At 59.6% G+C, this 25,261-nt stretch carries 19 protein-coding genes and 3 pseudogenes; all 22 read left to right on the top strand.

What is annotated here, in order from left to right:
- Window positions 1–105 (top strand): annotated as a pseudogene (locus H6M51_RS24525) (sugar isomerase); the annotation flags it as partial.
- A 244-nt stretch (window positions 106–349) separates the two neighbouring features.
- A complete protein-coding gene (locus H6M51_RS23095) occupies window positions 350–1,477 on the top strand; it encodes a glycosyltransferase (RefSeq protein WP_185812150.1) in 1,128 nt (375 codons plus the stop codon).
- 74 nt (window positions 1,478–1,551) lie between these two features.
- Entirely contained in the window at window positions 1,552–2,745 is a 1,194-nt protein-coding gene (locus tag H6M51_RS23100) for a glycosyltransferase (protein ID WP_185812151.1), read from the top strand.
- Between the two features lie 279 nt (window positions 2,746–3,024).
- Window positions 3,025–3,789: an ABC transporter permease gene (locus tag H6M51_RS23105; protein ID WP_185812152.1), complete on the top strand. Its 765-nt coding sequence runs from the start codon at window positions 3,025–3,027 to the stop codon at window positions 3,787–3,789.
- Window position 3,790: 1 nt separating this feature from the next.
- Entirely contained in the window at window positions 3,791–5,317 is a 1,527-nt protein-coding gene (locus H6M51_RS23110) for an ABC transporter ATP-binding protein (RefSeq protein WP_185812153.1), read from the top strand.
- On the top strand, window positions 5,314–6,612 hold the full coding sequence (locus H6M51_RS23115) for a glycosyltransferase (protein ID WP_185812154.1): 1,299 nt from the start codon (window positions 5,314–5,316) through the stop codon (window positions 6,610–6,612). The genes H6M51_RS23110 and H6M51_RS23115 overlap by 4 nt, the downstream gene beginning before the upstream one ends.
- Entirely contained in the window at window positions 6,600–8,426 is a 1,827-nt protein-coding gene (asnB, locus tag H6M51_RS23120) for an asparagine synthase (glutamine-hydrolyzing) (RefSeq protein ID WP_185812155.1), read from the top strand. Before H6M51_RS23115 ends, asnB (H6M51_RS23120) begins: the two co-directional genes overlap by 13 nt.
- Entirely contained in the window at window positions 8,426–9,667 is a 1,242-nt protein-coding gene (locus H6M51_RS23125) for a glycosyltransferase family 4 protein (RefSeq protein ID WP_185812156.1), read from the top strand. The genes asnB (H6M51_RS23120) and H6M51_RS23125 overlap by 1 nt, the downstream gene beginning before the upstream one ends.
- A 204-nt stretch (window positions 9,668–9,871) precedes the next feature.
- Window positions 9,872–11,185, top strand: a complete 1,314-nt coding sequence (locus tag H6M51_RS23130) for a nucleotide sugar dehydrogenase (protein WP_185812157.1) — start codon at window positions 9,872–9,874, stop codon at window positions 11,183–11,185.
- Window positions 11,185–12,246, top strand: a complete 1,062-nt coding sequence (locus H6M51_RS23135; protein ID WP_185812158.1) for a Gfo/Idh/MocA family protein — start codon at window positions 11,185–11,187, stop codon at window positions 12,244–12,246. Before H6M51_RS23130 ends, H6M51_RS23135 begins: the two co-directional genes overlap by 1 nt.
- Window position 12,247: 1 nt before the next feature.
- The gene (locus H6M51_RS23140) at window positions 12,248–12,814 is read left to right on the top strand and encodes an acyltransferase (RefSeq protein WP_185812159.1); all 567 of its coding nucleotides are present in this window, start codon (window positions 12,248–12,250) and stop codon (window positions 12,812–12,814) included.
- Window positions 12,815–12,816: 2 nt separating this feature from the next.
- Entirely contained in the window at window positions 12,817–13,917 is a 1,101-nt protein-coding gene (locus H6M51_RS23145) for a DegT/DnrJ/EryC1/StrS aminotransferase family protein (protein WP_185812160.1), read from the top strand.
- Complete coding sequence (gene wecB / locus H6M51_RS23150) at window positions 13,914–14,999, top strand: non-hydrolyzing UDP-N-acetylglucosamine 2-epimerase (protein WP_185812161.1); 1,086 nt, start codon at window positions 13,914–13,916, stop codon at window positions 14,997–14,999. The genes H6M51_RS23145 and wecB overlap by 4 nt, the downstream gene beginning before the upstream one ends.
- A gap of 135 nt (window positions 15,000–15,134) precedes the next feature.
- Complete coding sequence (asnB, locus tag H6M51_RS23155; protein ID WP_185812162.1) at window positions 15,135–17,069, top strand: asparagine synthase (glutamine-hydrolyzing); 1,935 nt, start codon at window positions 15,135–15,137, stop codon at window positions 17,067–17,069.
- A 9-nt stretch (window positions 17,070–17,078) separates the two neighbouring features.
- Window positions 17,079–18,035, top strand: coding sequence for an NAD-dependent epimerase/dehydratase family protein (locus tag H6M51_RS23160; protein ID WP_185812163.1), 957 nt, complete (start codon window positions 17,079–17,081; stop codon window positions 18,033–18,035).
- Window positions 18,035–18,991, top strand: coding sequence for an NAD-dependent epimerase/dehydratase family protein (locus H6M51_RS23165; protein WP_185812164.1), 957 nt, complete (start codon window positions 18,035–18,037; stop codon window positions 18,989–18,991). Before H6M51_RS23160 ends, H6M51_RS23165 begins: the two co-directional genes overlap by 1 nt.
- Complete coding sequence (locus tag H6M51_RS23170) at window positions 18,988–20,055, top strand: NAD-dependent epimerase/dehydratase family protein (protein WP_185812165.1); 1,068 nt, start codon at window positions 18,988–18,990, stop codon at window positions 20,053–20,055. Before H6M51_RS23165 ends, H6M51_RS23170 begins: the two co-directional genes overlap by 4 nt.
- Window positions 20,056–20,059: 4 nt before the next feature.
- The gene (locus H6M51_RS23175) at window positions 20,060–20,593 is read left to right on the top strand and encodes a bifunctional 2-polyprenyl-6-hydroxyphenol methylase/3-demethylubiquinol 3-O-methyltransferase UbiG (protein WP_185812166.1); all 534 of its coding nucleotides are present in this window, start codon (window positions 20,060–20,062) and stop codon (window positions 20,591–20,593) included.
- Window positions 20,590–20,970, top strand: coding sequence for a hypothetical protein (locus tag H6M51_RS23180; RefSeq protein WP_185812167.1), 381 nt, complete (start codon window positions 20,590–20,592; stop codon window positions 20,968–20,970). Before H6M51_RS23175 ends, H6M51_RS23180 begins: the two co-directional genes overlap by 4 nt.
- Before the next feature lie 90 nt (window positions 20,971–21,060).
- Window positions 21,061–24,258: a glycosyltransferase gene (locus H6M51_RS23185; RefSeq protein ID WP_185812168.1), complete on the top strand. Its 3,198-nt coding sequence runs from the start codon at window positions 21,061–21,063 to the stop codon at window positions 24,256–24,258.
- A 174-nt stretch (window positions 24,259–24,432) separates the two neighbouring features.
- Window positions 24,433–25,092 (top strand): annotated as a pseudogene (locus H6M51_RS23190) (IS5 family transposase); the annotation flags it as partial.
- A 21-nt stretch (window positions 25,093–25,113) separates the two neighbouring features.
- Window positions 25,114–25,251: pseudogene (locus H6M51_RS25080) on the top strand (IS3 family transposase); the annotation flags it as partial.
- Window positions 25,252–25,261 lie beyond the last annotated feature (10 nt).

Raw genomic sequence — 25,261 nt, forward strand, 5'->3', positions numbered from 1 at the left:
ATTTACTCGATCCCGATTCAGCTGCTGGCCTATCACACCGCCGTCTTCATGGGCACGGATGTCGACCAGCCGCGCAACCTCGCAAAGTCCGTCACGGTTGAGTAATTCTTCTGTGAACTCGTGCGCAACTGACGACAGCCCTCAACGGAAGGCAGTTCGGTTTCATTAGGCCGCATTGACCGTTCTCCACCAGGCTGGTGATGGACAGGGCGTGTCTATGATCATATATGCTGGCAGACATGAACACACCTGACCTTCCCCATTGCCTGGAAGACGCTGCATGCACCGCCTGTTAGTGTTGTCGCACATGTTTCCCCGCGACCATCACAAGGTCGGCGGGATTTTCGTTATGGAACAAGTTCGGGCTCTTCGCCGTCTCGGCGTGGATGCCCGCGTTCTCTCCGGCGACCCCTACTGGACGCACAAGTACAAGCCGCAAAACATTGTCCGCTATGCGCAAGCCTGGCGTAGATCGCAGGCTGGCTGGCAATGGAGCGAACGGGATGGTGTTCCCGTAGCGTTCTTTCCGTATATGGCGGGCGGCCTTTTTCGGCCGTGGCTCCACGCCTGGACCTATGGCCTGGGGTTGCGAAGCATTCTTGCTAACATCCGCAAGGACTTCCCCTATGATCTTGTCCACGCCCATACTAGTTATCTTGACGGCCATGCGGGTCTTTCGGCGGCCCGGCTCGGGGGCGTGCCGCTTATAATCACGGAGCATACGGGTCCCTTCTCCGTACTGACGAACCATGTCCTGAAGAGGTACTTGACCCGCCGTGCTGTGAAGGCGGCAAACCATGTGATTGCCGTCGGAGGGTCTCTTCGTAAGGACATGGCAACACAGCTCGGCTTGCCAGAGACGTCCCTTTCCGTATTGTCAAACGGATATGACGAAAACACGTTCCACGCTGCGCCGGCCAGGAGGCGCGGCAACGGCATCCGGGCGCTCTGGGTCGGCCATTTCGTTTCGGTCAAGCGGGTCGACCGGCTCATCGAGGCCTTTTCGAAGGTGGCTGCCGAATGTCCGCAGCTGACCTTGTCCCTGATGGGCGATGGGGAGGGGCGGGCAGAGGCCGAGCGGGAGGTTGCCCGTCGCGGCCTGTCGGATCGTATCCTGTTCTTCGACAAGACCGACCGCGCCGGCGTGGCGGATGCCATGCGCTCTCATGATTTCCTCGTGGTTTCGAGCGAAGTGGAGACGTTCAGTCTCGTCACTATCGAGTCCTTCGCCTGCGGCGTTCCTGTCCTCAGCACCCGCTGCGGCGGTCCGGAAGGGCTGATTATTGAACCGGCGCTTGGCCGGCTCGTCTCCAACGATACAGAGGGGCTGGCCTCCGGCCTTGCGGAAATGTGCCGTGACATTCACGACTTCGATCCCGCATTCATCTCCGGCCATGCCAGGGCGCGATATTCTTGGGATGGAATAGCGAGGGAGTTGACATCGATTTACACGAGGCTGATTGAAGCAGGACCGTAAACGGAGCCTCTCTGCTTCAGTAATGGGATGAAAGGTTTGCCAGCTTGAAGACGCCAGGGAAAAACAGGGTTCTCATGGTCACGACCGACCATCTGATGATCGACCGGCGCATCCTTCTGGAGGCCCGGACCCTGATCGAGGCAGGATATGAGGTGAGGCTGCTGGCGGGCTTTGAATGCCAGGAGCCCGCCGACTACGTCGTTGATGGGCTGCACATCCACCGCTACACCTATGACTGGAGCGACCGGCGCATCGATCGGTTCCTCGGTCCGCTTTCCTTCGGGTCCCAGCGGCTGCATAAATTGCTCGGCCGGATCGGTCGCAGGGTCCTGTCTTCCCTGACTGGGTTCAGTGGCTTCGATTACTATGTGCTCGAAAAGATCCTGGGTTTCGACTTCGATATCCTGCATTGCCACGATTTTCCCTTGCTGAAGGTTGCTGTCGCAGCCGTGAAGCGCCGGCCTGCCCGGTTGGTCTACGATGCCCATGAACTCTATCACGCCCAGTCCCAGCTGCCTCCGGCGATCCAGCAGCGCTATCGCCGTCTGGAGAAACGCCTGATCGGAATTCCCGACCTCGTCATCACGGTCAATCCCTATATTGCGGACATCATGGCGCGCGATTATGGTATCAAGAAACCAGCTGTGATCCTCAACGCAACGCATGTGGAGCCAGTTCCCGCACGGGACCGTCTGCGGGCGATGACCGGGATCGCGCCCGCTGATCGGATCGTGATGTATCAGGGGTGGATGAGTCCCGAGCGGGGGATCGAGCAGCTCGTTCGATGCGCCGCCAGCTTTCCTCCCGGCATCCGTCTCGTGCTAGTCGGCTACGGTACCTTCGAGGCGGAGTTGAAGGCGATTTCCCGCGCGCAGGGAACCGATGATGGCCGGGTGGTCTTTCTGGGCCCGCTTCCCAACAGCGATCTTGCCGAGCTGACCCCTTTTGCGGATATCGGTGCCATACCCTATCACGGGGTCGATCTGAACAATTACTACTGCAGCCCCAACAAGCTGTTCGAGTTCATTGCAGCGGGAGTGCCTTTCGTCTGCAACGATTTGCCATTCCTCCGATCTGTGGCGGGGCAATATGAATGCGGGGTGACCGTGGATTTCGCGGATCCGTCTACGGCGGCACGGACGATCACCGCCATCCTGTCCGACCCTGCCCGCCTCGATGAGTTCAGGAGCGCCGCTCGCCTTGCATCTCATACGCTCAATTGGAATGTCGAGGGAGGCAAGCTCCTCGTCCTCTATTCGTTACTCTAGGCGCAGAGAGAGGAAGCTCGCCGTCGACTGTCCGGTGCCGGACATCGTATTGACCTTTTGCCGGGTCAAACCAACCTCCCGGACAAGGGGGCTCGGTACCATCTCCCTTGTCCGGCCCGGGCCTCCCTGTTATAGGGACCCGACTTGAGGTAGGCGGTCGCGATTGGCCCGTCTTGGTTTATGGCGGACCCGCTGTCCGCGAAGAGATCGGTATTCATAATGGCTAGTATCGGGTCCATGCTAAAGAGATCAAAGCAACGGGGGAGAGATTACATCCGCATGTATGGCGGCCGCCTTGTTCACGCTGTCCGACATGACGTGCAGCAGCGCTATGCGGGCTCCTATTTCGGAACTGCCTGGGCATTTCTCTATCCACTGTCCCTGCTTGTCTTCTATGCCACGATCTATGTCGTGATCTTCAAGGTCCGGGTTCCAAACATCGACCCCGCGACCTATACAATCCTCGTGATGAGCGGCCTGACCGCGATCATCATGTTCTCGGAGAGCCTCTCCAGTGGCATGAGCATCATCTCTGGTCAGCGCTCGCTGCTGATGAACACCGTCTTCCCTGCGGAGCTTCTGCCGCCACGATCCGTGCTGGCAAGCCAGGTACCGGCCCTTTCGGCCCTTATCCTTACTTGGATTGCAGCGGTCTTCGTTGGCTCTGCATCGTGGATCTCGCTGGTCATGATACCCTTCACATGGATCCTGCTAATCATGTTCCTTATGGGGTTGGTATGGATCACGTCGCTTCTGGCGCTGGTCGTGCGGGATCTGCAGCAGGCCGTGGGCATCATCAACATGGCGGCCATGGTCCTCAGCCCAATGGCCTATACCCCGGAAATGGTGCCGCCTGCCCTGAAATTCCTCGTCTATTGCAATCCGCTCAGCTATTTCATCTTCTGCCTTCAGGCGCCGCTGGCGCTGGGCGACTGGCCGCCGCTCTATGCGGTCCTCGGGTGCCTCTTCCTGGGCTTTGCCAGTTTCGGGATCGGCCTCGCCTTCTTCAAGCGTGCCCGTTTCGCCTTTGTGGATTTCGCCTGACATGCAGCACGACACCAAGCCAGCCATCGTTTTTCGCCACGTCACGAAGCGCTATCGTCTGGGGGGGGGGCCAAAGGAGCAACTCCTGGAGGCCATCGGTCTGCGTCGGAAGAGTGCGGAGGCCCTTCGGGAATTTGTTGCTCTCGATGATGTCAGCTTCGAGCTCGGACGCGGCCAGCGGCTTGGCCTGATCGGCCGAAACGGGGCTGGCAAGACTACCCTCCTGAAGCTGATTTCGGGCAATTATCGCCCGAGCAGCGGCGAGATCGAGGTGAATGGTTCCGTCCAGGCGCTGATGACCATGGGGCAGGGCTTCCATCCCGATTACAGCGGCCGCGAAAACATAAAGGCTTCCCTGCACTACAACGGTCTCTCTTCCATCGAGGTTCGCGAGGCCTTTGAAGACGTGGTGGATTTCTGCGAACTCGGTCCCTTTCTCGACGAGCCCTTCAAAACCTATTCGAGCGGCATGCAGTCACGCCTCATGTTTGCGACTGCAACCGCCATAAAGCCAGATGTGCTGATTATCGATGAGGTGCTCGGAGCCGGTGATGCCTACTTCCTCGCCAAGTCCAAACAAAGGGTGGAGCGCATCGTTAGTGGCGGCTGCACCCTGCTGCTGGTGTCGCACGCCATGAGCCAAGTGCTTGAGCTGTGCGAGAACGCCATCTGGATGGAAGGCGGACGCATCCGGGAAACCGGCAGTGCCTTTGGCGTGGTGAAATCCTACGAAGAGGCGATGTATGGCGCCATGCCGGGCAGCGGAGACCCGTCTTCCACCCGGCGCCGGACGAATGCGCCGCGAGCACAGTCTACTGGCCTGGACCGCCCGGGGGCCATCGGCGCGAAGGTCCCCGCAGATCCGTACCTCATCAACGCCAAGCCCGTTTCCGATCATGCGGCATCAGCCCGCATGCAGATCCCATTCTTCGTTCCGAATGCCGGCGAGCCGCAGTTCCCGAAGATCCCCGAGACCGAGGGCCGCATCTTTCGCAATGTGGAGTCGACGGGCCTTTCCTCCTGGGGTGGTGAACCTGGGCTGAAGATTGCCGGTTTTGCTGTCAGCGGACCGCAGGGGCCGACCGAAAAGCTCGTTTCGCTGCAGCCGGCGAAGTTCACCATCTTCCTAGAGGTAGAGGAGACGCGGCGTTTCCAGTGTACCTATGGTCTGGCGATTAACGACCTGCAGGGGCGATGCATGACACGGTTCTTCGGGCCTCCCGATCATTTTGACGGGGTCGAAGGCACGGGCCGCCAGGTGGAAATCGTGCTGAACCCCAACCAACTTGGACCTGGCATCTACACGATCGGCGTTTCGATCCATGATGAAGCCACGTTGGAGAACATTTCCCAAGTGGCACGCTATGACCTCGTGAACAGGAGTTTCTCCATCACCGTCGAGCTGCCCGATTCGCTTTCTTCGGTGAGTGCAGGCTTCTTCCACACCAGCGAATGGTTTTTCGACACGGTTTCCCTACCCGACGCCACGTCAGTGGAGACGGCGGGGGAAAAGGCAGTAAAGGCATGAGCGCGATTACCGGCGAGGCCCAGCCGGCCGGAGGGGAGGCCGCCGACCGGCCCCTGGTGTTGATGCTGACGGCCGATCGCCAGATCGATCGCCGTATCCTTCTCGAAGCGGATGCGCTGGAGAGCGCGGGTTGGTCAGTGCGCGTTCTAGGGATGCCGCTGGATAAGCCGGAACAGGTGCCGGACCCCCGGGTGTCCCGGCTCGGGATCACGCCCACAATTCACACGCGCGAATTCCTCGTGCTCGCGCTTTACCGCAAGATGCGGGCCCTGCTGCCAATGAATTCTGCGCTGATGCGACGTCTCAAGGCCCTGACTTGGACCTATTTCGTCGACCAGGAAAAATTCTATGTCGACCTATTCCTCGCCGAGGCGCTTCGCCATCCTGCGGCACTTGTCGTTGTGCATGATCTTCCTATGCTGCCAGTTGGAGCCCGGGTAGCCAAGGCCAGGGGGACAAGCCTCGTCTATGATAGCCACGAACTTTTCGCCGAACAGGAATTCAGCGAGCGCGAGAAGAGGCGCTGGCGGCTGATCGAGGACCAGCATATCAGGAGCGCCGACTGCGTCATTACGGTCAATCAATCGATTGCAACCGAGCTGGAGCAGCGATACGGCCTTTCAGATGTACAGGTAATCCTGAATGCCGAGCGTCCGCTTGTGCCTGATCCCGCTCACAGGGGCGCGCTCCGGCAACGCCTTGGCATCGGCGATACCGCCGTCATCGGTCTGTATCAGGGGGGACTGTCCGCCGGCCGGAACCTGGAGACCCTTGTGCGCGCCATGCCTGGTGTTGGTACGCCCGACCTGCATATCGTTTTCCTGGGAGACGGGCAGATGGCCGTTCCCCTCCGGCGCCTTGCAGGTCAGCTCGGTGTTTCCGGACGCGTCCACTTCCTCAACGCAGTGCCCCAGTGTGACCTGCTGCACCTGACGGCCTCCGCAGATTTCGGAATCATCCCCTATCAGGCGAACTGCCTGAATACCTATTACTGCACTCCCAATAAGCTCTTCGAGTTCATCGCCTCGGGAGTGCCTATGGTCGCCAGTGATCTTCCGGAACTTCGGCGGTTCGTGGGCGACATGGGGATCGGGCTTATCGGAGATCTCTCGACTGCCGTGTCGGCTGCCGCCATGCTCACTGATATGGCCGTGGATGCGGGCCGGCGGCAGGCTTTCCGGAAGCGCCTGGAAATGGTCCGTAACGATGTTTCTTGGGCTGTCGAGGGCGCGCGGTTTGCCGCAATCCTGAATCGGTTCAGGCCAAATGCAGGAGCTCCCGAATGTGCGGCATAGTCGGCATCGTCAACAGGACCGGCGCGCCTGTCTCGCAGGAGGAGCTGGACCGGATGGTCGATGCGGTGGCGCATCGCGGTCCTGATGGACGTGGCACGTTTCGATACGGCAATGTCGGCCTGGGACATCGACGGCTCGCGATCGTCGATCTCAGCGAGGGCGGGCTGCAGCCGATGCATTCGCAGGACGGCACTCTCAGCCTCATCTTCAACGGCGAAATCTACAATTATCTGGAGCTGCGCGAGGAACTTAGAACCCGGGGTCACGCCTTTCGGACATCCTCGGACAGTGAGGTCATTCTAGCCGCCTATGCGGAATGGGGTCATGACTGCGTTAGGCGGTTCAATGGCATGTGGGCTTTCGCGATCCATGACAGGCGGAAGAACCGTCTTGTGCTGTCCCGTGACCGCTTCGGCGTGAAGCCGCTCTTCTACGTCGACGAGCCGGCGGTCTTTGCCTTCGGGTCCGAGATCGGCCAACTTTTGGCCTATCTTCCCTCGCGCCGTACTGACCCGGACCGGGTGAAGTGCTTTCTGCTGACAGGCGGCCTGGACCTCGACGACGGCACCTTCTTCGAAGGGGTGCGGAAAATGCCGGCCGGAACCAGCGCAATCTATGATTTCCAAACCGGTCGTTTCACGATTATGCCCTATTATGCGCTCGAGCCTCACCCTGAATTTGAGAGGCTGTGCGAGCAAGAGGCGCTGGCTCGGTTTAGTGCCCTGCTTGATGATGCTGTCAGGGTTCGCCTGCGTTCCGATGTGCTTGTCGGGACATGCCTGAGCGGAGGGCTCGACTCCTCCTCGATTGCGACCATTGCCAGCCAGCTGCACGCTGGCACATCGGCCCCCTTCCATGCGATTACCGCCATCAGCGAGGATCTGGCCACGGACGAGACGCCCTTTGCGGCACGGCTCGTCGAAAACAGCCATCTCAACTGGATCCGGGTGAAACCTACTTATGCGGATTTCCGGGAAAGTCTGCCCGATATCGTCGCAAGCCAGCAGGAGCCCTTCGGCGGACCTTCCCTGACAATGCAGTATTTTGTTATGAAGGCTGCCCGCGACCATGGCATCAAAGTCCTGCTGGACGGGCAGGGCGGCGACGAGACCTTGCTTGGCTACGAGAAATACTATTACACCTTCCTCAGGCAGCAATGGCGTCATGCCGGTCTTCAGGGCGTTCTGGAAGGCCTGGCCTCCATTCGTGTCGCCAATGGCAGGCTCGGCCCCGCAGGGATAGCCCGCTATGTGCTGGGAGCGCGTCTAGCCTACATTCGCATGGCGGGGCATCGGCGGGAAATGCCCTTTCTCAGGGGTGCAGCCTCCATACCTGATCATATCGCCGCGTTCGCCCGTCACTCCGGCAGCGCCTTCTATCTCCAGAAGCTGGAAATCGAAAAAACGAACCTCCCCGTTCTTCTCCGATACGAGGATCGCAATTCCATGTGGCATGGCGTCGAGGCCAGACTTCCATTCCTCGATTTTCGACTTGTCGAGCTGTCTCTTTCGCTTCCGGCCCGCTTCAAGATCAGGCAAGGCTGGACGAAATGGATCCTGCGAAAGGCGATGCAGGATCGCATGCCTCGCGACATCACTTGGCGGCGCAACAAGTATTCCTTCAACGCACCCGATGCAATCTGGCTTAAGAGGCACGCAGACGAGATGAAGTCGGCCGTGGCCGACTCGGACCTTCTGGCATCGGTCTCCGACACCAAGGCCCTTGCCGCCGGATTTCACGAGCTTCCCCTGAAAAGCCAATGGCGCCTCTACAGTGTTGCGCTGTGGCAGAAGGCCTTCGGGATCGTGACCTGATGTCTTCCTCTGTCCCCAACATCTGGTATGTTGCCCACTATGCCGGCGGCCCCGGTATCGGTCGCCACAGCCGCGGCTGGTACTTGGCCCGCACCTGGGTGAAGCACGGGGCAAGGGCAACCGTCATCGCCGCCAACAGACATCACATGCTCGATGCCAGCCAGCCATCCGGCCCGCAGCAGGTAGAAGGTGTTGATTATCACTTCCTTCCGGCGCCAGCCTATAGCACCAATGGCCTCATGCGGGTGCTCAATATGTTTGCGTTTACGGCAGCTTTTTGGGCGAGCCAGCGCCAGTTGATCAGCCTGCATGGCAGACCGGATGTCATCATAGCCTCCAGCCCGCATCCCTTCAGCTTCATCGCTACCCACCGGCTTGCCCGGTTGCTCGGCGCTCGGTCGATCTTTGAGGTCCGAGATCTCTGGCCGGCCAGCATCACCGAAATCATGAACGTATCGAACCGACATCCCATGATAAGGCTGACCGCAGCCGTCGAGCGTTTCGGCTACTTCCATGCGGACGCGGTTGTGTCCTTGCTGCCCAGAACCGAGGAATACATGCGTTCTCGCGGTCTTACAGGAGACCGATGGCACTATATTCCGAACGGGATCGTTCGGGACGAACCGTCGGATCGTCCCCCGGGGTCGCCCATCTTTGCTCTGATCGACGAATGGCGGAGCAAAGGGTTATGCATCGTGTCCTATACCGGAGCACTGGGCGTCCCCAACAATGTCGACCGCCTGATCGATGCCATGGCCCTTCTTAAGACTCGCAACCCCTCGGTGCGGGCCCTGATCGTCGGGCGTGGGGATGTGGAGGAGCAATTGAAGGCGATGGTGGCAAGCCTCGGCCTTTCCGAGCAGGTCCGTTTCTTTGGCCAGATGCCAAAGTCGGTCGCTCGCGCCATCTTGAAACATGTGGATATCGGTTTCATCGGGCTGAAACCAAGCCCCGTGTTCCGGTTCGGCATCAGCCCGAACAAGATCTTCGACTACATGGTGTCCGGGCTACCGATCGTGTCGGCCATTGAGGCTGGCAACGATATTGTTGCCGAGGCAGGGTGTGGTATCTCCGTTCCCGGAGCAGGTCCGTCGGAAGTCGCCCAGGCCCTCGACAGACTTGCCTGCATGACCCCTGCCGAAAGGGATGTTCTCGGAAGCAAGGGTAAATGCTTCGTGGAGTCGAAACACGACTATGAGCTGCTAGGGCGCACCTACCTGAAGATCACTGGCTGGGGCTGATCAAGCACTGTTACTGCTCACTGGGAACACTTTGCTTCCGGTCGCGCCCGCAATTGCGCTTACGGCGCCGCGTCCGACCTTTCGAAATCACTGCCCAACAGGTAATTTTAGGAGGATCTAGCTCTTGGAAAAGATTTCTGCCGCGTGCTATAGGCGGTTCGCCTGCCGATGGACGGTTGTGCCCCGTTTTTGGATTTATAGGTAATGACGTTGAAATCCCAAATCATGGATCGTTTCAAGAACAAGTCTGCTACGATCGCTGTCATCGGTCTCGGATATGTCGGTCTGCCGCTTATACTTCGGTTCAGTCAGGTCGGTTTCAAGGTTATGGGCCTTGATATCGACTCGGCGAAAGTGGACAAGCTCAATGCTGGGAAAAGTTACATCGAGCATATTTCCGAAGCCTCCATTCAGGAGGTCCTCGCGCGTCCGCACGAATTCTCCACCGATTTCTCCCGCGCGAGCGAAGCAGACGCGCTGATCCTTTGCGTGCCCACGCCACTGGACCATCACCGTGAGCCGGATCTAAGCTTCGTCCTCAACACGACGGACGCGCTTGTTCCGTATCTCCGAAAGGGACAGCTTCTCGCGCTGGAAAGCACGACCTACCCCGGCACCACCGATGAGGAACTCCTGCCGCGCATTCAGTCGCGTGAGTTCAAGGTCGGCCAGGACTTCTTCCTGGTCTACTCCCCCGAGCGCGAAGATCCGGGCAATCCCTCCTTTACCACCAAGACCATTCCGAAGGTATGCGGCGGCTACAGTGCGGCCTGTCTGGAGGCAGGCGTCGCTCTCTACAGCGAGGTGATCGACCGCGTAGTTCAGGTGAGTTCCACCCGAGCTGCTGAACTGACGAAGCTACTTGAGAACATCCATCGGGCGGTCAATATCGGTCTAGTCAACGAAATGAAGGTCGTTGCCGACAAGATGGGCATCGATATCCACGAGGTCATCCGCGCGGCAGCCACCAAGCCTTTCGGTTTCGTTCCCTATTATCCCGGTCCCGGCCTCGGCGGTCACTGCATCCCGATCGATCCATTCTACCTGACCTGGAAGGCGCGGGAATATGGCGTGAACACCCGTTTCATCGAGCTGGCCGGCGAAGTGAATGCGGCCATGCCCGATTATGTCATCTCCAAGGTGCAGCTTGCCCTGAACCAGAAGCGGAAGTCTGTGAACGGAGCCTCTGTTCTGGTGCTTGGCTTAGCCTACAAGAAGAATGTCGATGACATGCGCGAATCGCCTTCAGTCGTGCTGATGGAAAAGCTGCGTGACCTCGGTGCGACGGTTGCCTATGCCGACCCGCATGTGCCGGTATTCCCGCATCTGCGCGATCACGCCCATTTCGACCTGTCGAGTGTGTCTCTATCACCCGAAACGCTAGGACAATATGACTGCGTGCTGGTTGCCACGGACCATGACAGGTTCGACTACGAGATGATCAAGGCCCATTCACAGTTGATCGTGGACACACGTGGTCGCTACCTCGAAAACAGCGCGCATATTGTGAGGGCATAATGCAGACTTTCTTCAAGCCGGTCACCGACCGCAAGATTCGCTTCGCCGTCGTCGGCTGCGGCCGCATCGCACAAAACCATCTTTCGGCCCTGAAGCAGCATGCCGATCGCGCTGAAATCGTCGATGTTTGCGACGTGGTGCTCGACCGTGCCGGTGCGGCAGGCAATTTGACGGGCGGGCGTGTCTGGACCGAGATGGACGAGATGCTTGCCAACACCACGGCGGATGTCGTCGTGCTGACGACGCCAAGCGGTCTTCATGCCGAACAGGCGATTCGTGTGGCCGCCTCCGGTCGCCACGTGCTCTCGGAAAAGCCAATGGCCACCCGCTGGCAGGATGCCCTGCGTATGGTAAAAGCTTGCGACGAAGCAAAGGTTCGCCTCTTCGTGGTCAAGCAGAACCGCCGCAACGCCACCCTTCAGATGCTGAAGCGCGCTGTCGAGGCTGGTCGCTTCGGTCGGATCTACATGGTGAACGTGAACGTCTTCTGGACCCGTCCGCAGGACTATTACGATGCGGCGTCCTGGCGCGGTAAATGGGAGTTCGACGGCGGCGCCTTTATGAACCAGGCGAGCCATTATGTGGACCTTCTCGACTGGCTGATCGGTCCTGTCGAAAGTCTGCAGGCCTATACGGCAACACTTGCGCGCAAGATCGAGGCTGAAGATACCGGCGTCATGTCGCTGCGCTGGCGCAATGGCGCCCTCGGCTCGATGAACGTGACCATGCTGACCTACCCGAAGAACCTGGAAGGCTCGATCACCATTCTCGGCGAGAAGGGGACTGCGAGGATTGGTGGGGTGGCGGTCAACGAGGTGCAGCACTGGGAGTTCGAGACGCCGGCGGAAGGCGACGACCTCGTTCACCAGGCGAGCTACGAAACTACCTCGGTCTACGGTTTCGGCCACCCGCTCTATTACGACAATGTTCTCCAGGTCATGCGCGGCGAAGCCGAGCCCGAGACCGATGGACGCGCCGGACTGAAATCTCTGGAACTGATCATTGCGACTTACATGTCGGCTAGGGACGGGAAGCGCATCAGTCTTCCTCTGGAGTACTGAAATGTCTGCCGCCATCCACGAGACCGCCATCGTCGACGAGGGGGCCCGCATTGGATCGGGAACCCGAGTCTGGCATTGGGTCCATGTCTGCGGAAAGGCCGTGATAGGCAACGACTGCTCGCTTGGCCAGAACGTTTTCATCGGCAACGACGTGAAGATCGGTAACCGCGTGAAGATCCAGAACAACGTGTCGGTCTACGATGCGGTTACGCTCGAAGACGATGTCTTTTGCGGGCCGAGCATGGTCTTCACCAACGTGTATAATCCCCGCTCCGCGGTGGTTCGTAAAAGCGAGTACCGTCCGACGCTGGTACGCAAGGGCGCAACTCTTGGGGCGAACTGCACGATCGTCTGCGGCGTGACCATCGGTTGCCATGCCTTTGTAGGCGCTGGCGCCGTCGTGTCCCGCGACGTGCCCGACTATGCGCTCATGGTGGGTGTACCCGCACGCCGGATCGGCTGGATGTCCGAAATGGGCAATCGTCTCGAGGGCACTGGGATCATTGCCGACGAGGACGGTACCCGCTACGAAATCAGTGCCGAAAGCTGCAAGAAGATAGGGAGCTGATCATGCAATTCATCGACCTCAAGGCCCAGTATCAGGCGAGCCGCGACAAGATCAACAATCGCATCCAGACGGTGCTGGACCATGGCCAGTACATCATGGGTCCGGAGGTCGCCGAACTGGAGAAGGCGCTGGTTGCTTACACCGGTGCGCCGGAATGCATTACGGTGTCTTCCGGAACGGAAGCGTTGCTCATCGCGCTGATGGCACTGGACATTCGGCCGGGTGACGAAGTCATTACGTCTCCCTTCACCTTTGCGGCAACGGCTGAAGTCATCGCGCTGGTCGGCGCGACCCCCGTGTTTGTGGACGTCGAGCCTGACACCTGCAACATCGATGCATCGCTGATCGAGGCAGCCATCACGGACCGCACTCGGGCAATCATGCCAGTGTCGCTCTATGGTCAGATCCCTGACATGGAAGAGATCAACGCACTTGCCGAACGTCATGGTCTTGTTGTGATCGAGGATGCGGCCCAGAGCTTTGGTGCGTCCTATCGTGGCCAGAAAAGCTGTGCAGTTTCCCGAATCGGGTGCACAAGCTTTTTCCCAAGCAAGCCGCTCGGCTGCTACGGTGATGGCGGTGCGATCTTCACCAATAATCCGGTTCTTGCAAAGATCATGCGCGAGATCCGCGTGCACGGTCAGGAGAAGCGCTACTTTCATACGCGCGTCGGCGTCGGTGGGCGCATGGATACTATCCAATGCGCTGTGGTCCTGGCCAAGCTTGAAACCTTCGAATCGGAAGTGAAGGCTCGTATAGAGGCGGGCAAGCGTTACATCGCTGCTCTGACCGGCCATAACAAGGTCGGCCTGCCCGTGGTCCGTGCCGACCGCGATTGCGTCTGGGCGCAGTTTACCATCAAGGTGGATGAACGCGACCGGGTTGCCGCCCATCTGCAGTCTAGAGGGGTTCCCACCGCGATCCATTACCCCGTGCCGCTTCACTTGCAGCCGGCCTATTCCAAGCTGTCGCGCATTTCCGGAACGCTGGCGAATTCGGAAGAACTGGGACGCCGAGTGCTCAGCCTCCCCATGCATCCCTTCATCGAGGCCGAAACGCAGGCCGAGGTCGTCGCTGCCGTTCTGGAGGCCGTTGCCGCATGACGAGGAAGGTCCTCACGATCGTTGGCGCGCGCCCGCAGTTCATCAAGGCTGCGGCTGTGTCGCGTGCCATATCCAGGGTTGGCGACCGCCTGACCGAGGTGATGGTCCATACAGGGCAGCATTTCGACGAAAACATGTCCGCAGTTTTCTTCAACGAACTGGAAATACCGGCGCCGGCGCACAATCTGGAGATCTCCAGCGGAACGCATGGATCGATGACCGGCAGGATGCTTGTCGCGGTGGAAGAGGTGATGCTCGCCGAAAAGCCGGACTGGGTGCTGATCTACGGCGATACCAATTCGACACTCGCTGGCGCGCTGGCTGCGGCAAAGCTGCATATCCCGGTCGCCCATGTGGAAGCGGGCCTTCGCTCCTTCAACATGCGCATGCCCGAGGAAGTGAACCGGGTGCTGTCCGACCGCGTTTCGGCCCTTCTGCTCTGCCCGACGGACGAGGCGGTGACCAATCTGCGGCGCGAAGGCATCACGACGGGCGTCTTCAATGTCGGCGACGTGATGTATGACGTGGCGCTGCACATGCGGGAAAAGGCGCGCGCGCAATCGGACGTGCTGCGCCGTCTTGGCCTGGAACAGGGCAAATTCGTGCTGGCCACGTGCCACCGGCAGGAGAACACCGACGATCCCGCCCGCCTGGGTGCCATCGTCGAGGCGTTCCGGCAGATTTCCGTCGGAACGAAACTGGTTCTTCCCCTGCATCCGCGCACCCGCAAGCTGCTCAACGATGCTACGCGCGAGAAACTGTCCAACGTCATCCTGACCGATCCCCTCGGTTTTCTGGACATGGTCGCGTTGGAGCAGGCCGCCCAGGTCATTGTTACGGATTCCGGTGGCGTGCAGAAGGAAGCCTTCTTCTACGGTGTGCCCTGCGTGACGATGCGTGACGAGACCGAATGGGTGGAAACCGTCGCACTCGGCTGGAACAGCATTGTGGGGGCCGATACGGCGCGGGTCGTGTCTGCAGTCACTTCCGCAGCGGCACAGCGCCCGGTGACATCGACGGCCACACCCTATGGTGACGGACGCGCCGCCGAGCATGTTGTGGATCATTTGCTGCGAGGATAATGGAGCCCGAAGGCCACTGGACTGCACGGGGCGTCGGCGACGCCCTTAAAGGAAACGCTTAGGCTTGGATGACAGGGTTCGCGGGGCTTCTCTACAACGCCTAACACCCCGACAGGCAATTGGAAAAAGATAGATATGTGCGGAATTGCTGGGATCTTGTCCCTGGATGGAATGCAGATCGATCGCATAGAGCACAAGCTCAAGGTGATGAACGCGCTGATCGCGCATCGCGGACCTGACGGGCAGGGCATCTGGGTCGCGCCCGGCAGTGCGGCCGGCTTTGCGCATCGTCGCCTTTCGATCATTGATCTGAGTGAGCATGGTGCCCAGCCCATGATGGGAAATGACGGGTCCTGCATCACGTTCAACGGCGAGATCTACAATTACCGCGAGCTCCGGGAGCAGCTGAAGGAGGGCTGGACCTTTCGGACCCAATCGGACACCGAAACTATTCTCGCCGCGCATGCACGCTGGGGCGGCGATTTTCTCGATCGCCTGCGCGGCATGTTCAGCTTCGCCATTCTCAAGGACAACGAGTTCATAGCGGCGCGCGACCATTTCGGCATCAAGCCATTCTACTATGCGATTGTCGACCGGGTCTTGTACTTCGCATCGGAGTGCAAGGCGCTCCTACCGTTCCTGCCCGAGATCGAGACGGACCCGAGCGCGCTTGCCGAATACCTGACGTTCCAGTACCAGGTCGGCGACAAGAACCTCTTCAAGGATGTCTACACGCTGCTTCCAGGCCATGCCTTGCGGATCCGGAACGGCGAGGTTGTGGTCAGCCGCTACTGGGATGTCCACTACGAGATCGATTATCTGCACACCCCGCGCTATTTCCAGGAGCGGATGGACGAGATCCTTCAGGAAAGCATGGATCTTCACATGCGGTCCGACGTTCCTGTCGGCGCCTATGTCTCTGGTGGTATCGATTCGAGCCTGATCGCGTCCATGGCGCGGAGCCATCCGACTGCCGCCAACAAGGTTTTCCATGGCAAGTTCCTCGAAGCCCCGGCCTACGACGAGAGCCACCACGCCCAGGCAGTAGCCGACATGGCGGGACTTGACCTCTACCAGACCGCCATCAACGCCTCGGATTTCCGCGACAATATCTTCAAAGTGATCTATCACCTCGATCACCCGGTGGCCGGCCCCGGTTCCTTCCCCCAGTACATGGTGTCCAAGCTTGCTGCGGAGCACGTCAAGGTCGTGCTCGGCGGACAGGGCGGCGACGAGATCTTCGGCGGCTATGCCCGCTATCTGGTTGCCTATCTCGAGCAGGCCTTGCACGCCTCGATCAACGGCAGCCAGCACAACGGCAATTTCGTCGTGACGCCGGAATCGATCATTCCGAACCTGCGGGTCCTGCAGGAATACAAGCCCTTGCTGCGGCAGTTCTTCGCAAACGGGCTCTTCGGCCCCATGGACGAGCGCTATCTCAGCCTTATCGATCGTTCCAGCGACATGCAGGGCGAGGTGGAGTGGACACAGCTCGATCTCCAGGGCGTCGTGGAGCGCTACAAGTCGGTCTTCAACTCCGTGCGCAATGTCCGCAAGGAGGCCTATTTCGACTCCATGACCCATTTCGACTTCAAGTGCCTTCTTCCCGCGCTGCTTCAGGTCGAAGACCGCATGTCCATGGCCCACGGGTTGGAAGCGCGTGTCCCGTTCCTCGATAAGGCGCTGGTGGAGTTTGCCGCAACTATACCGGCGGACATCAAATTCCCCGGCGGTCGCATGAAGCACCTGTTGAAGGAATATTCCCGCCCGCATCTACCAGATTCTGTGATGAACCGGCGCGACAAGATGGGTTTCCCGGTCCCACTGAAGGAATGGTTCTCCGGCGAGCTGCGCGATTTTATCTCGGACATCTTCGTTGGCCAGCGGGCCAAGCAGCGCGCCTTCTTCAACAACGACGTCATCCTGGCGAGCTTCGACAAGGGCGGCCAGTTCTCACGCAAGACCTGGGGAATCCTTTCGCTCGAGATCTGGCAACAGCTGTTCCACGATCGGGCTGCCGAATACCGCAACATGATCAATGCCGACGTCGTGTCGGCTCCTAAGATATAAGAGGTTCCCATGAAGGTTCTGGTAACGGGTGGCTTCGGCCAGGTAGGCTCCACTGTCGCAGGAATGCTGCTGGCGCGTGGCGATGAAGTCCTTTCGATCGACAACTTTGCAACGGGCCGGCGCGACAACTTGGTCGAGCATCCGCTCCTGACCGCCGTGGAGGGTTCGATCGTCGATCCCGACCTCGTCGCCCGCTGCTTCGAGGAGTTCAAGCCCGAAATGGTGGTCCACACCGCGGCCTCCTACAAGGATCCAGATGACTGGTACACGGACAGCATGGTCAATGCCGCGGGAACCGCGAACATCGCCAAAGCCTGCCGCGACCATAAGGTCCGGCGCCTCGTCTATTTCCAGACCGCGCTCTGCTATGGCACCAATCCGCAGCAGTCCCCCATCACGCTCGATCACCCGATCAACCCGGTCAATTCCTCCTATGCCATTTCCAAGACCGCGGGCGAGCACTACGTGCAGTTCAGCGGCGTCGAATGGGTGACCTTCCGCCTGGCCAATGTCATCGGCGAGCGCAATGTGTCCGGCCCCCTGCCGATCTTCTATTCGCGCCTTTCCGAGGGCAAGAAGTGCTTCGTCACCGAAGCGCGGCGTGACTTCTGCTATGCTGGCGATCTGGCGAAGGTCGTCGTGCGCGCCCTCGACGGCGTCGGCAGCGGAACCTACCACTTCTCCTCCGGTCACGACGTGGCGATCAAGGAACTCTACGACGCGGTCGTTCGCGCCATGAAGCTGAACGATTATCCCGTTCCGGAAGTGCGTCCGCTCGGCCCGGATGACGCAGCCTCCATCCTGCTAGACCCCTCGCGCCTTTTTGCCGATTTCGGCGACGTTTCCTTTACCCCCCTCGACGAGATCGCGCGTGTTTCCGTGGAGCGCTGGGCGAACGAGGGCGTCGTGGGTGGTTACACCCATCTCAAGGAAGCTCGTGGCGAGATCCGGGAGAACAACAAGTAATGCGCCTGCTCATCACCGGCGGGGCGGGCTGCCTCGGTTCCAATCTTGCGGAACACTATCTGGCGGCAGGCCATGAGGTCTGCACCATCGACAATTACGTGACAGGCCATCGTCTTTCGCTTCCCGAGGGACATCCCCGCCTCACAATCGTCGATGGTTCGATCCTGGACGAAGGGTTGCTGGAGCGGGTTTTTGCCGAGTTCCAGCCGACGCATGTGATCCATTCCGCCGCCTCGTACCGCGATCCGGACGACTGGATCACCGATGCTCGCGTCAACGGCGAGGGCTCGATCTTGGTCATCAGGGCCTGCGAGGCTGCCGGCGTCAAGCGTCTGGTGAATTTCCACACAGCGCTCGGCTACGGTCGCCCGGACAATGTGCCGATTCCGGTTTCGGCGCCAGCGCGGCCGTTTACCAGCTATGGCGTGTCGAAGCAGGCGGGCGAGAATTACGTGGCCATGAGTACGGTACCATGGGTGTCGCTGCGGCTTGCCAATGTGACCGGACCGCGTCTTGCCATTGGTCCCATTCCGACCTTCTATACCCGTCTGAAGGCTGACAAGTCCTGCTTCTGTTCCCGCACGGTACGCGATTTCATCGACATGGAAGACTTCCTGGCGATCGTCGACAAGGCGCTTGAACAGGGCGCTCCCACCGGCATCTTCAATGTTTCAACTGGCACCGGCCACACCATCCGCGATATCTTCCGTCTGGTGTCGGCTCATGTGGGCAAGGACCCTGACGCAGATGTGCCGGAAGTCGATCCGGGCCCGGACGATGTTCCGGCCGTCGTGCTCGATCCGAAGGAAACCATCGCTGCATTCGGCTGGGAGCCGCGCCATGGCTTCGCGGACATCATCGCCCGGATGCTGTCCTGGTATGACTCGCACGGCGTTACCGCCATCTTCAGCCACCTCAAGTCGCCCGACTTCGAGAAAGAGGGTACATCCAAGTGACCGCAAGTTTTCGTGACCAGCACATCGTCGTTGTTGGCGGGGCCGGCTTTGTCGGGTCCAATCTCGTTCGCCTAATCCTTGCCGAAAAGCCGCGCCAGATCACCGTCATCGACAACCTTCTGTCTTCGGACCCGCTCAATGTGCCTGATCATGAGGCGATCCGGTTCATCCCATCGGCCATCACCAATGAACGGGTCCTGGTCGGTCTTGCCGACGATATCGACTACGTGTTCCATCTTGCCTGCTACCACGGCAACCAGTCTTCGATCGCGGACCCGATTGCGGATCACGACAACAACACGATCACCAGTCTGAAGCTCTTCGAGCGGCTGAAGGATCTGAAGTCGATCAAGAAGGTGGTCTATGCGGCCGCCGGCTGCGCGGTCGCCGAAAAGACATTCGACGGTGCCAGCGCCACGGCGGAAGACGCGCCGGTTTCGCTCTATCATGACAGCCCCTATTCCATCTCGAAGCTGATCGGCGAGATGTACGGCAACTACTATTGGCAGCGCCACGGCATGCCCTTCGTCAAGGCCCGTTTCCAGAACGTCTACGGTCCCGGGGAAATCCTGGGCGCGGGGCGCTGGAGAGGCACCGTTCATACGGTCTGGCGCAATGTCACGCCGACCTTCATCTGGCGCGCCCTGCACCAGGAAGCGCTGCCAGTCGAGAATGGCGGGATTGCCAGCCGCGACTTCATTTTCGTCGAGGACATGGCGCGCGGCCTGATGGCGGCGGCGCTGAAAGGCGAGCCGGGCGAGATCTACAATCTGGGCTCGGGCGTCGAAACCACAATTCGCACGCTTGCGGAGCGGGTGAACGCGATGACCGGCAATCCCACGCCCATCGCCCTGACCCCGGCCCGCAACTGGGACCGGTCCGGCCAGCGTTTCGCAGCCATCGAGAAGGCGCGGGAAAAGCTCGGCTTCGTGGCGGAAGTGGACCATGAGACCGGTCTGGCCCGCACGATCGAATGGACAAATGCGAACCGCGCGACCATTCTCCGCTGCATCCTCCAGCATCAGCACTTCGTGCCCGATGTGAGAAGATATGCAGGAGAATGACCTGATGCTGGAAGCAAAGTCCGGACCTGCGCCCTATCGACGGCAACCGCTGAGGCGCACGGAAAGAGGTATTCCAGTCTTTTCCGAAACCAGCGAATACATCCGGAACTATGACGACATTTCCTCGAGGCACCTGAAGTCTCTCGAGGAAACGGGGGGCAACCCCTTCACGTCGGAGACGACCTGGAGCACCCTCGACCAGTCGACACTCGACATCATGAACCGCTTCGTCCGTCCGGGCGACGTACTGCTCGATGCGGGCGTCGGCCTTGGGGGGCTGCTGTCCGGCTTCACTGAGAACAGCCGATATGGCGTGGACATGTCCCTCGACTATCTGGAGCTTACGCGCCAGAGGGGCATCGACGTCTGCATGGCCATGCTGGAAGACCCTCCTTACGAGGACGAGGCCTTCGACGTCGTGATCTCCACGGATGTGCTGGAGCACGTCCTGGATTTCTACGGGGCCACGCGGGAAATGGCCGGGTGTTCAAGCCGGGGGGCTACCTGCCAGCGCGTGTTCCTTTCGAAGAGGACATGAAAACCTATTACGACTATCGCGAGTTCAACTTCGTTCACGTCTGGCGCTTCGATCTCTGTAGCCTCCGTCTTCATTTCGAACGGGTGCTGGTCCTCGACTATGTCGAGCATGCCATGGTTCTGCCGACCTACCGGGGACTGCAGCCCTGCCGGATGAAGATTGCCGAAAATGCGGCGGAGGTCAGGGGAATTCTGGATGAATTGCCGGACGATCTGCCGGGCATCGCGCAGATGCGCGCCTTCACTGAACTCTCGGAACAGAACTTCCTCGATCTGATGAACCAGGTCTCGATCCGCTTCCCGGAGCACTTCCAGCGGCTATGCGATCAGGTTGCGGGTTTTCTCGAGATCAATATCCTGTTTCGCAAGAAAGCCTGAAGACCAGAACAATGTGCCTGGCCGTCAATCAAGGATCGGCTCCAGTCCGTTTCGGGTGAACACAGCCTTACAACACAATCGAGGCATGACATGAAAAGAAAGCCTGTATTCGGCAAACGTCCCTTCGGCAGCCGGGATGCTCGACTTCTTCTGATTGCCTATTTCGACCCGAATGGCATCGAGACCATACCGGAAGGGATCGTGGCCTGGCAGGCGCTCAGTCGGCACGAAGTGCAGTTGCTCAACCTCTGGCCGGGACGTGCCGGGCGACTAAGCCTTCCGGCTGAACTCGATCTGGATGAGTATGAAGGCGTCATCATCCATCCAACGATCAGCTACTTCCCCCAGACCGTCCGCAATCTCGATGTCGACATGAAACGCGGCATTGCGGATTTCGACGGCGTGAAGATGCTCATGAAGCAGGATGAGCAGGTCCATTCGGGTGAACTGGCACCCCTCGTCCGAGACAAGGGTTTCGACATCATCTTCACCTGCCTGCCCGAGAGCGAGCACGAGAAGGTGTATTCACGCGCCGTGATCGGCGATACTTGCACGCTGATCCGCACCTTGACGGGTTATGTCTCGCCGGTCATGCGCCAGGAACTGCCGCTGGTCGACAAGACCCTGGGCGTGACCTATCGCGGGTCCATCCAGCCACTCGAGTTCGGTCGTCTTGGCTACGAGAAGCGCGGCATCGGCTACGACATGGAAAAGGTTCTGGCCGAGCGCGGCGGCATCGCCTTCGACATATCGAGCCGCTGGGAGGACCGCATTTCCGGTGCCGTCTGGGAGAACTTCCTGCGCAGTTCGAATGTCGTTCTCGGCGTCGAATCCGGATCTAACATCTTCGACTTCGATGGTTCGGTGGTCAAATGGTGCCGCGATTACGCGCAGCGCCGCGACGGCGAAGATCCGGCTTCCTACGACTATTACCTGCGCGCCCACGAGGAATTCCTTCACACCGTCGAAGGCAACGTGAACTACGCGCAGATTTCGCCGCGCCACTTCGAGGCCGCTGCTTCCGGTGCGGCACAGCTTCTCTACGAGGGACGCTATTCGGATCTTTTCCATGCCCACCAGCACTACTTCCCGCTGCGGAAGGATCTGGGCAACATCGATGCGGTGATGGATTTCCTCCGGGACGACGCCGTCCAGAGGCAGATGGCGATCCGGTCCTTTGAAGAGATCATCCTTAATCCGGACAACTGGTATGAAAGCTTTGTCAAGAGAGCCGATGCGGCGATTGACGCAAAGCTCGCCGAGAAGAGCCTTCGGTCCGGCATCGACGACCGAACGGACGTCGCCGCGAAGCCATCGGCCTACATCCTCTGCGCGCACGATCCGAAGATCGATCCACGCGTGAACTGGTTTGCGGAATCGCTTCAGCTCACGCATGACGTGACCGTGATCGGCACCTATCATTTCAACGTCATCGGAGAACGCACCACCACGACGCTTCAGGAAAACGGGATCCGGGTCATCAGGGCCGAACGGTCGCGGCATGAACTGAACTGGGTGCCGACCTCCGGCGAACTGCGCGAATGCCCGGCCTCCCACGCCCGGTTCCTGCTGGGCATGCTGGCGGACTACGCGGTCATGCCGACCCCGCTGCTTGAGACCAAGCTCGGCGCTGCCGTGGCGCATGAGACAGAACTTGCCCGCTTCCGCAGCATCTGCGAATACATGGTCAACACCAATGCGGCACTGCTCAACGTGATCGAGCAGATCGGGGCGCCCAATCTGGTTGTGGGTGTGGATCTCGAGGCGCTTTTTGCCGCCGTGGCCTGTGGCGAGACCCAGAACATTCCCGTGGTCTTCGATGCGCATGAATACTGGCCCTATTCCTATACGGACTTCCAGCATTGGGAGATCGAGTTCTGGAGCGCCATGGAGGGCCGTCTTGCGGCCCTGACGGACATCAATGTCGGCGTAACGCCCCAGCTCTGCGGTCTCATGGAGCACGAATATGGCGTGAGGTTCCGCAACCTCCCCAATGCCGCAAGCGTGGACGAGGGGCACTTCTCCGGCCTTGAGGAGGATTTCCAGCGCCGGAAACGTCAGGAGCCGCTGCAGGTGCTCTATCAGGGCGGGTTCGCCGAAGGGCGCGGCATCGAGGAAGTCCTGCGCGCCTGGGTTCACGTCAAGTCCGGTGCCCGGCTCATCCTGAGAGGGCCCCAGAACGATTACCGGACCCGCATGATGGATCTGGCCAAGTCTCTCGGTCTTTCCTCGAAGTCGGTACAGTTTCCTCCGGCCGTTGCCGAATCCGAGCTGGTCGCCAAGGCACGAGAAGCCGATGTCGGGCTGATCGCCTACAATCCGGCATGGTTCGGCTATCGCTATTGCTGCCCTAACCAGCTGTCGCAATATGCAGCCGCCGGCCTGCCCATCCTCTCCAGTACCACGCAATTCGTTGCCGACGTGGTGACGCGAAACGATATCGGATTTGTCGTTGCAATCGACCGGGCCGAAAGCGTTGGCGCGATGATCGACCGGCTTTCCCGAGACCGGGCCCTCCTGGTTGAAAAGGGCAGGAACTCCCGGCGCTTCTTCGAGACGGCCTTCAACTGGGAGGTACTCGGCGCAAGCATTTTCCAGGATATTTCTGCGCTGACCAGCGGTTCCGCACCGCGCAAGGCGAGCATCCGACGTCTTGACGACCATGAGGGGATCGGGGCCGATCGCAGCAAATTCACATTTAAGAGCGGTTCTGCGGTGACCGCTGACGAGGAGGTCTCTCCTGACGTCCTATCCTTCGAATGCGGTGCCACTGTCGTGGCGTCGTCGCCCTTCTTCGAGTTTCCGAACGACGCAGGTCATCTGCTGCGCACCACATCAATCGGCTATGCTGCGGCCTTGGCAAGGACAACTGCTCAAAAGGACTGGATCGAGTTTGCTTTGGGCCAGCCGGTAATGATTGACGAGGTCATGGTCCACTGGCTTTCTGAGGATGACAGGGCCACGTCCTACCGGATCATGGTTCGTCCGCATGCTTTGGCGTCTTGGATCACGGTGGTGGAGGAGACTGATGCAGCTAGTTCCCGGAAGGGCCACACATTCCCCAGGACACGCTGCGCCTTCCTGCGGATTGAGACGGATGGCTATGTCGGTCAGCAGCGCATGCTGATCCGCAAGCTGCAGGTGATGAAGAGCGCCAACCAGTCTATTGATGGTCATGGCGTCGAAGGACTTGGTCCGAAGCAGGTAAAGGCACCGTCGTGGGCAAAGCGAATTGCAAAGCGCATCCTGCGCAAAGCCGCAGGTCATCTGGCACGCCTCGGCTCGTAAGACCGGCGGCAAGCAGGTCTCTGGCTGGCGGTTGAAAGCCAGGGCCTGCCCTCACCATCAAAGTGGCGTGCCACCGTCGAAGGAAATGCTGAGGAATTCGGTAAAGATTAGCTTGGCTGGTGGCTGGGGATAGCCAGGTTCGCTGCGTCGCATGAATCCATGGTCGGGATGCCGGCCACGACCTGTTGCCATTGGCGAATGCTGCCGAGGGATTTTCCGCCCTGTTCGCCCGTCCAGAGCTATTTCTATGAATGGCGGGCAGTGGGGCTGTAGTCCTGCATCAACCATGATCTGGTAATGGAGGCCCGTTAACAGGAGGGCAGAGAGGCCTCACCGACGGCCGATGCGATCGATAGCCAAAGCGTCAAAACCTGGGAAAGCGGCGGTATCCGGGGCTATGATGCCGACAAGAAAACCAATGGCCGCAAGCGCCACATCATCGTTGATACGCTTGGCTTGATGGTCGGCCTCATCGTGTACAGCACCGATATCCAGGATCGCGATGGTGCTGCCAATCTCCTGAAGTCCATGCGCCACTGGCGGCCATGATTGCTGCATGTTTTTGCCGATGGTGGCTACGAGGGCCACAAGTTGAAGCGAAGGCTGAAGAAGACCGGGCGTTGGACGATTGAAATCATCAAGAGCTCGGACAAGGCAAAAGGCTTTGAGGTTATGCCGCGTCGATGGGTCGTTGAACGCACCTTTGCCGGGCTCGGAAGATGCCGCGGACTGGCAAAGGATGTCGAAATGTCCATCGCCTCATTAGAGGCCTGGATCATGATCGCCCACATTCCCCTGATAATCAGGCGCCTTGCAAGGTATCGATATAGTTGATGGCTTTTCGAGTGCGACTCTAAGACCGTGTCCGAGGCCCGCGCCGGCATTGGCCGATATCTGACCTTCTACAACGCCCGACGCCTGCATCGCTTGACCGGCTGACGCCGGATCAGCTGCTACTCCAACGCGCTGGCACCAATGATGGTAACGACATAATCGAGGCGGA

Source organism: Rhizobium sp. AQ_MP, assembly GCF_014237835.1.
In the GTDB taxonomy this organism is placed as follows: domain Bacteria; phylum Pseudomonadota; class Alphaproteobacteria; order Rhizobiales; family Rhizobiaceae; genus Allorhizobium.

What these genes read in the sequence shown, in the direction of transcription:
- H6M51_RS23095 (WP_185812150.1), top strand. Translation starts at nt 350, where the DNA reads ATGGAACAAGTTCGGGCTCTTCGCCGTCTCGGCGTGGATGCCCGCGTT.
- H6M51_RS23100 (WP_185812151.1), top strand. Translation starts at nt 1,552, where the DNA reads ATGGTCACGACCGACCATCTGATGATCGACCGGCGCATCCTTCTGGAG.
- H6M51_RS23105 (WP_185812152.1), top strand. Translation starts at nt 3,025, where the DNA reads ATGTATGGCGGCCGCCTTGTTCACGCTGTCCGACATGACGTGCAGCAG.
- H6M51_RS23110 (WP_185812153.1), top strand. Translation starts at nt 3,791, where the DNA reads ATGCAGCACGACACCAAGCCAGCCATCGTTTTTCGCCACGTCACGAAG.
- H6M51_RS23115 (WP_185812154.1), top strand. Translation starts at nt 5,314, where the DNA reads ATGAGCGCGATTACCGGCGAGGCCCAGCCGGCCGGAGGGGAGGCCGCC.
- asnB (WP_185812155.1), top strand. Translation starts at nt 6,600, where the DNA reads ATGTGCGGCATAGTCGGCATCGTCAACAGGACCGGCGCGCCTGTCTCG.
- H6M51_RS23125 (WP_185812156.1), top strand. Translation starts at nt 8,426, where the DNA reads ATGTCTTCCTCTGTCCCCAACATCTGGTATGTTGCCCACTATGCCGGC.
- H6M51_RS23130 (WP_185812157.1), top strand. Translation starts at nt 9,872, where the DNA reads ATGACGTTGAAATCCCAAATCATGGATCGTTTCAAGAACAAGTCTGCT.
- H6M51_RS23135 (WP_185812158.1), top strand. Translation starts at nt 11,185, where the DNA reads ATGCAGACTTTCTTCAAGCCGGTCACCGACCGCAAGATTCGCTTCGCC.
- H6M51_RS23140 (WP_185812159.1), top strand. Translation starts at nt 12,248, where the DNA reads ATGTCTGCCGCCATCCACGAGACCGCCATCGTCGACGAGGGGGCCCGC.
- H6M51_RS23145 (WP_185812160.1), top strand. Translation starts at nt 12,817, where the DNA reads ATGCAATTCATCGACCTCAAGGCCCAGTATCAGGCGAGCCGCGACAAG.
- wecB (WP_185812161.1), top strand. Translation starts at nt 13,914, where the DNA reads ATGACGAGGAAGGTCCTCACGATCGTTGGCGCGCGCCCGCAGTTCATC.
- asnB (WP_185812162.1), top strand. Translation starts at nt 15,135, where the DNA reads ATGTGCGGAATTGCTGGGATCTTGTCCCTGGATGGAATGCAGATCGAT.
- H6M51_RS23160 (WP_185812163.1), top strand. Translation starts at nt 17,079, where the DNA reads ATGAAGGTTCTGGTAACGGGTGGCTTCGGCCAGGTAGGCTCCACTGTC.
- H6M51_RS23165 (WP_185812164.1), top strand. Translation starts at nt 18,035, where the DNA reads ATGCGCCTGCTCATCACCGGCGGGGCGGGCTGCCTCGGTTCCAATCTT.
- H6M51_RS23175 (WP_185812166.1), top strand. Translation starts at nt 20,060, where the DNA reads ATGCTGGAAGCAAAGTCCGGACCTGCGCCCTATCGACGGCAACCGCTG.
- H6M51_RS23180 (WP_185812167.1), top strand. Translation starts at nt 20,590, where the DNA reads ATGAAAACCTATTACGACTATCGCGAGTTCAACTTCGTTCACGTCTGG.
- H6M51_RS23185 (WP_185812168.1), top strand. Translation starts at nt 21,061, where the DNA reads ATGAAAAGAAAGCCTGTATTCGGCAAACGTCCCTTCGGCAGCCGGGAT.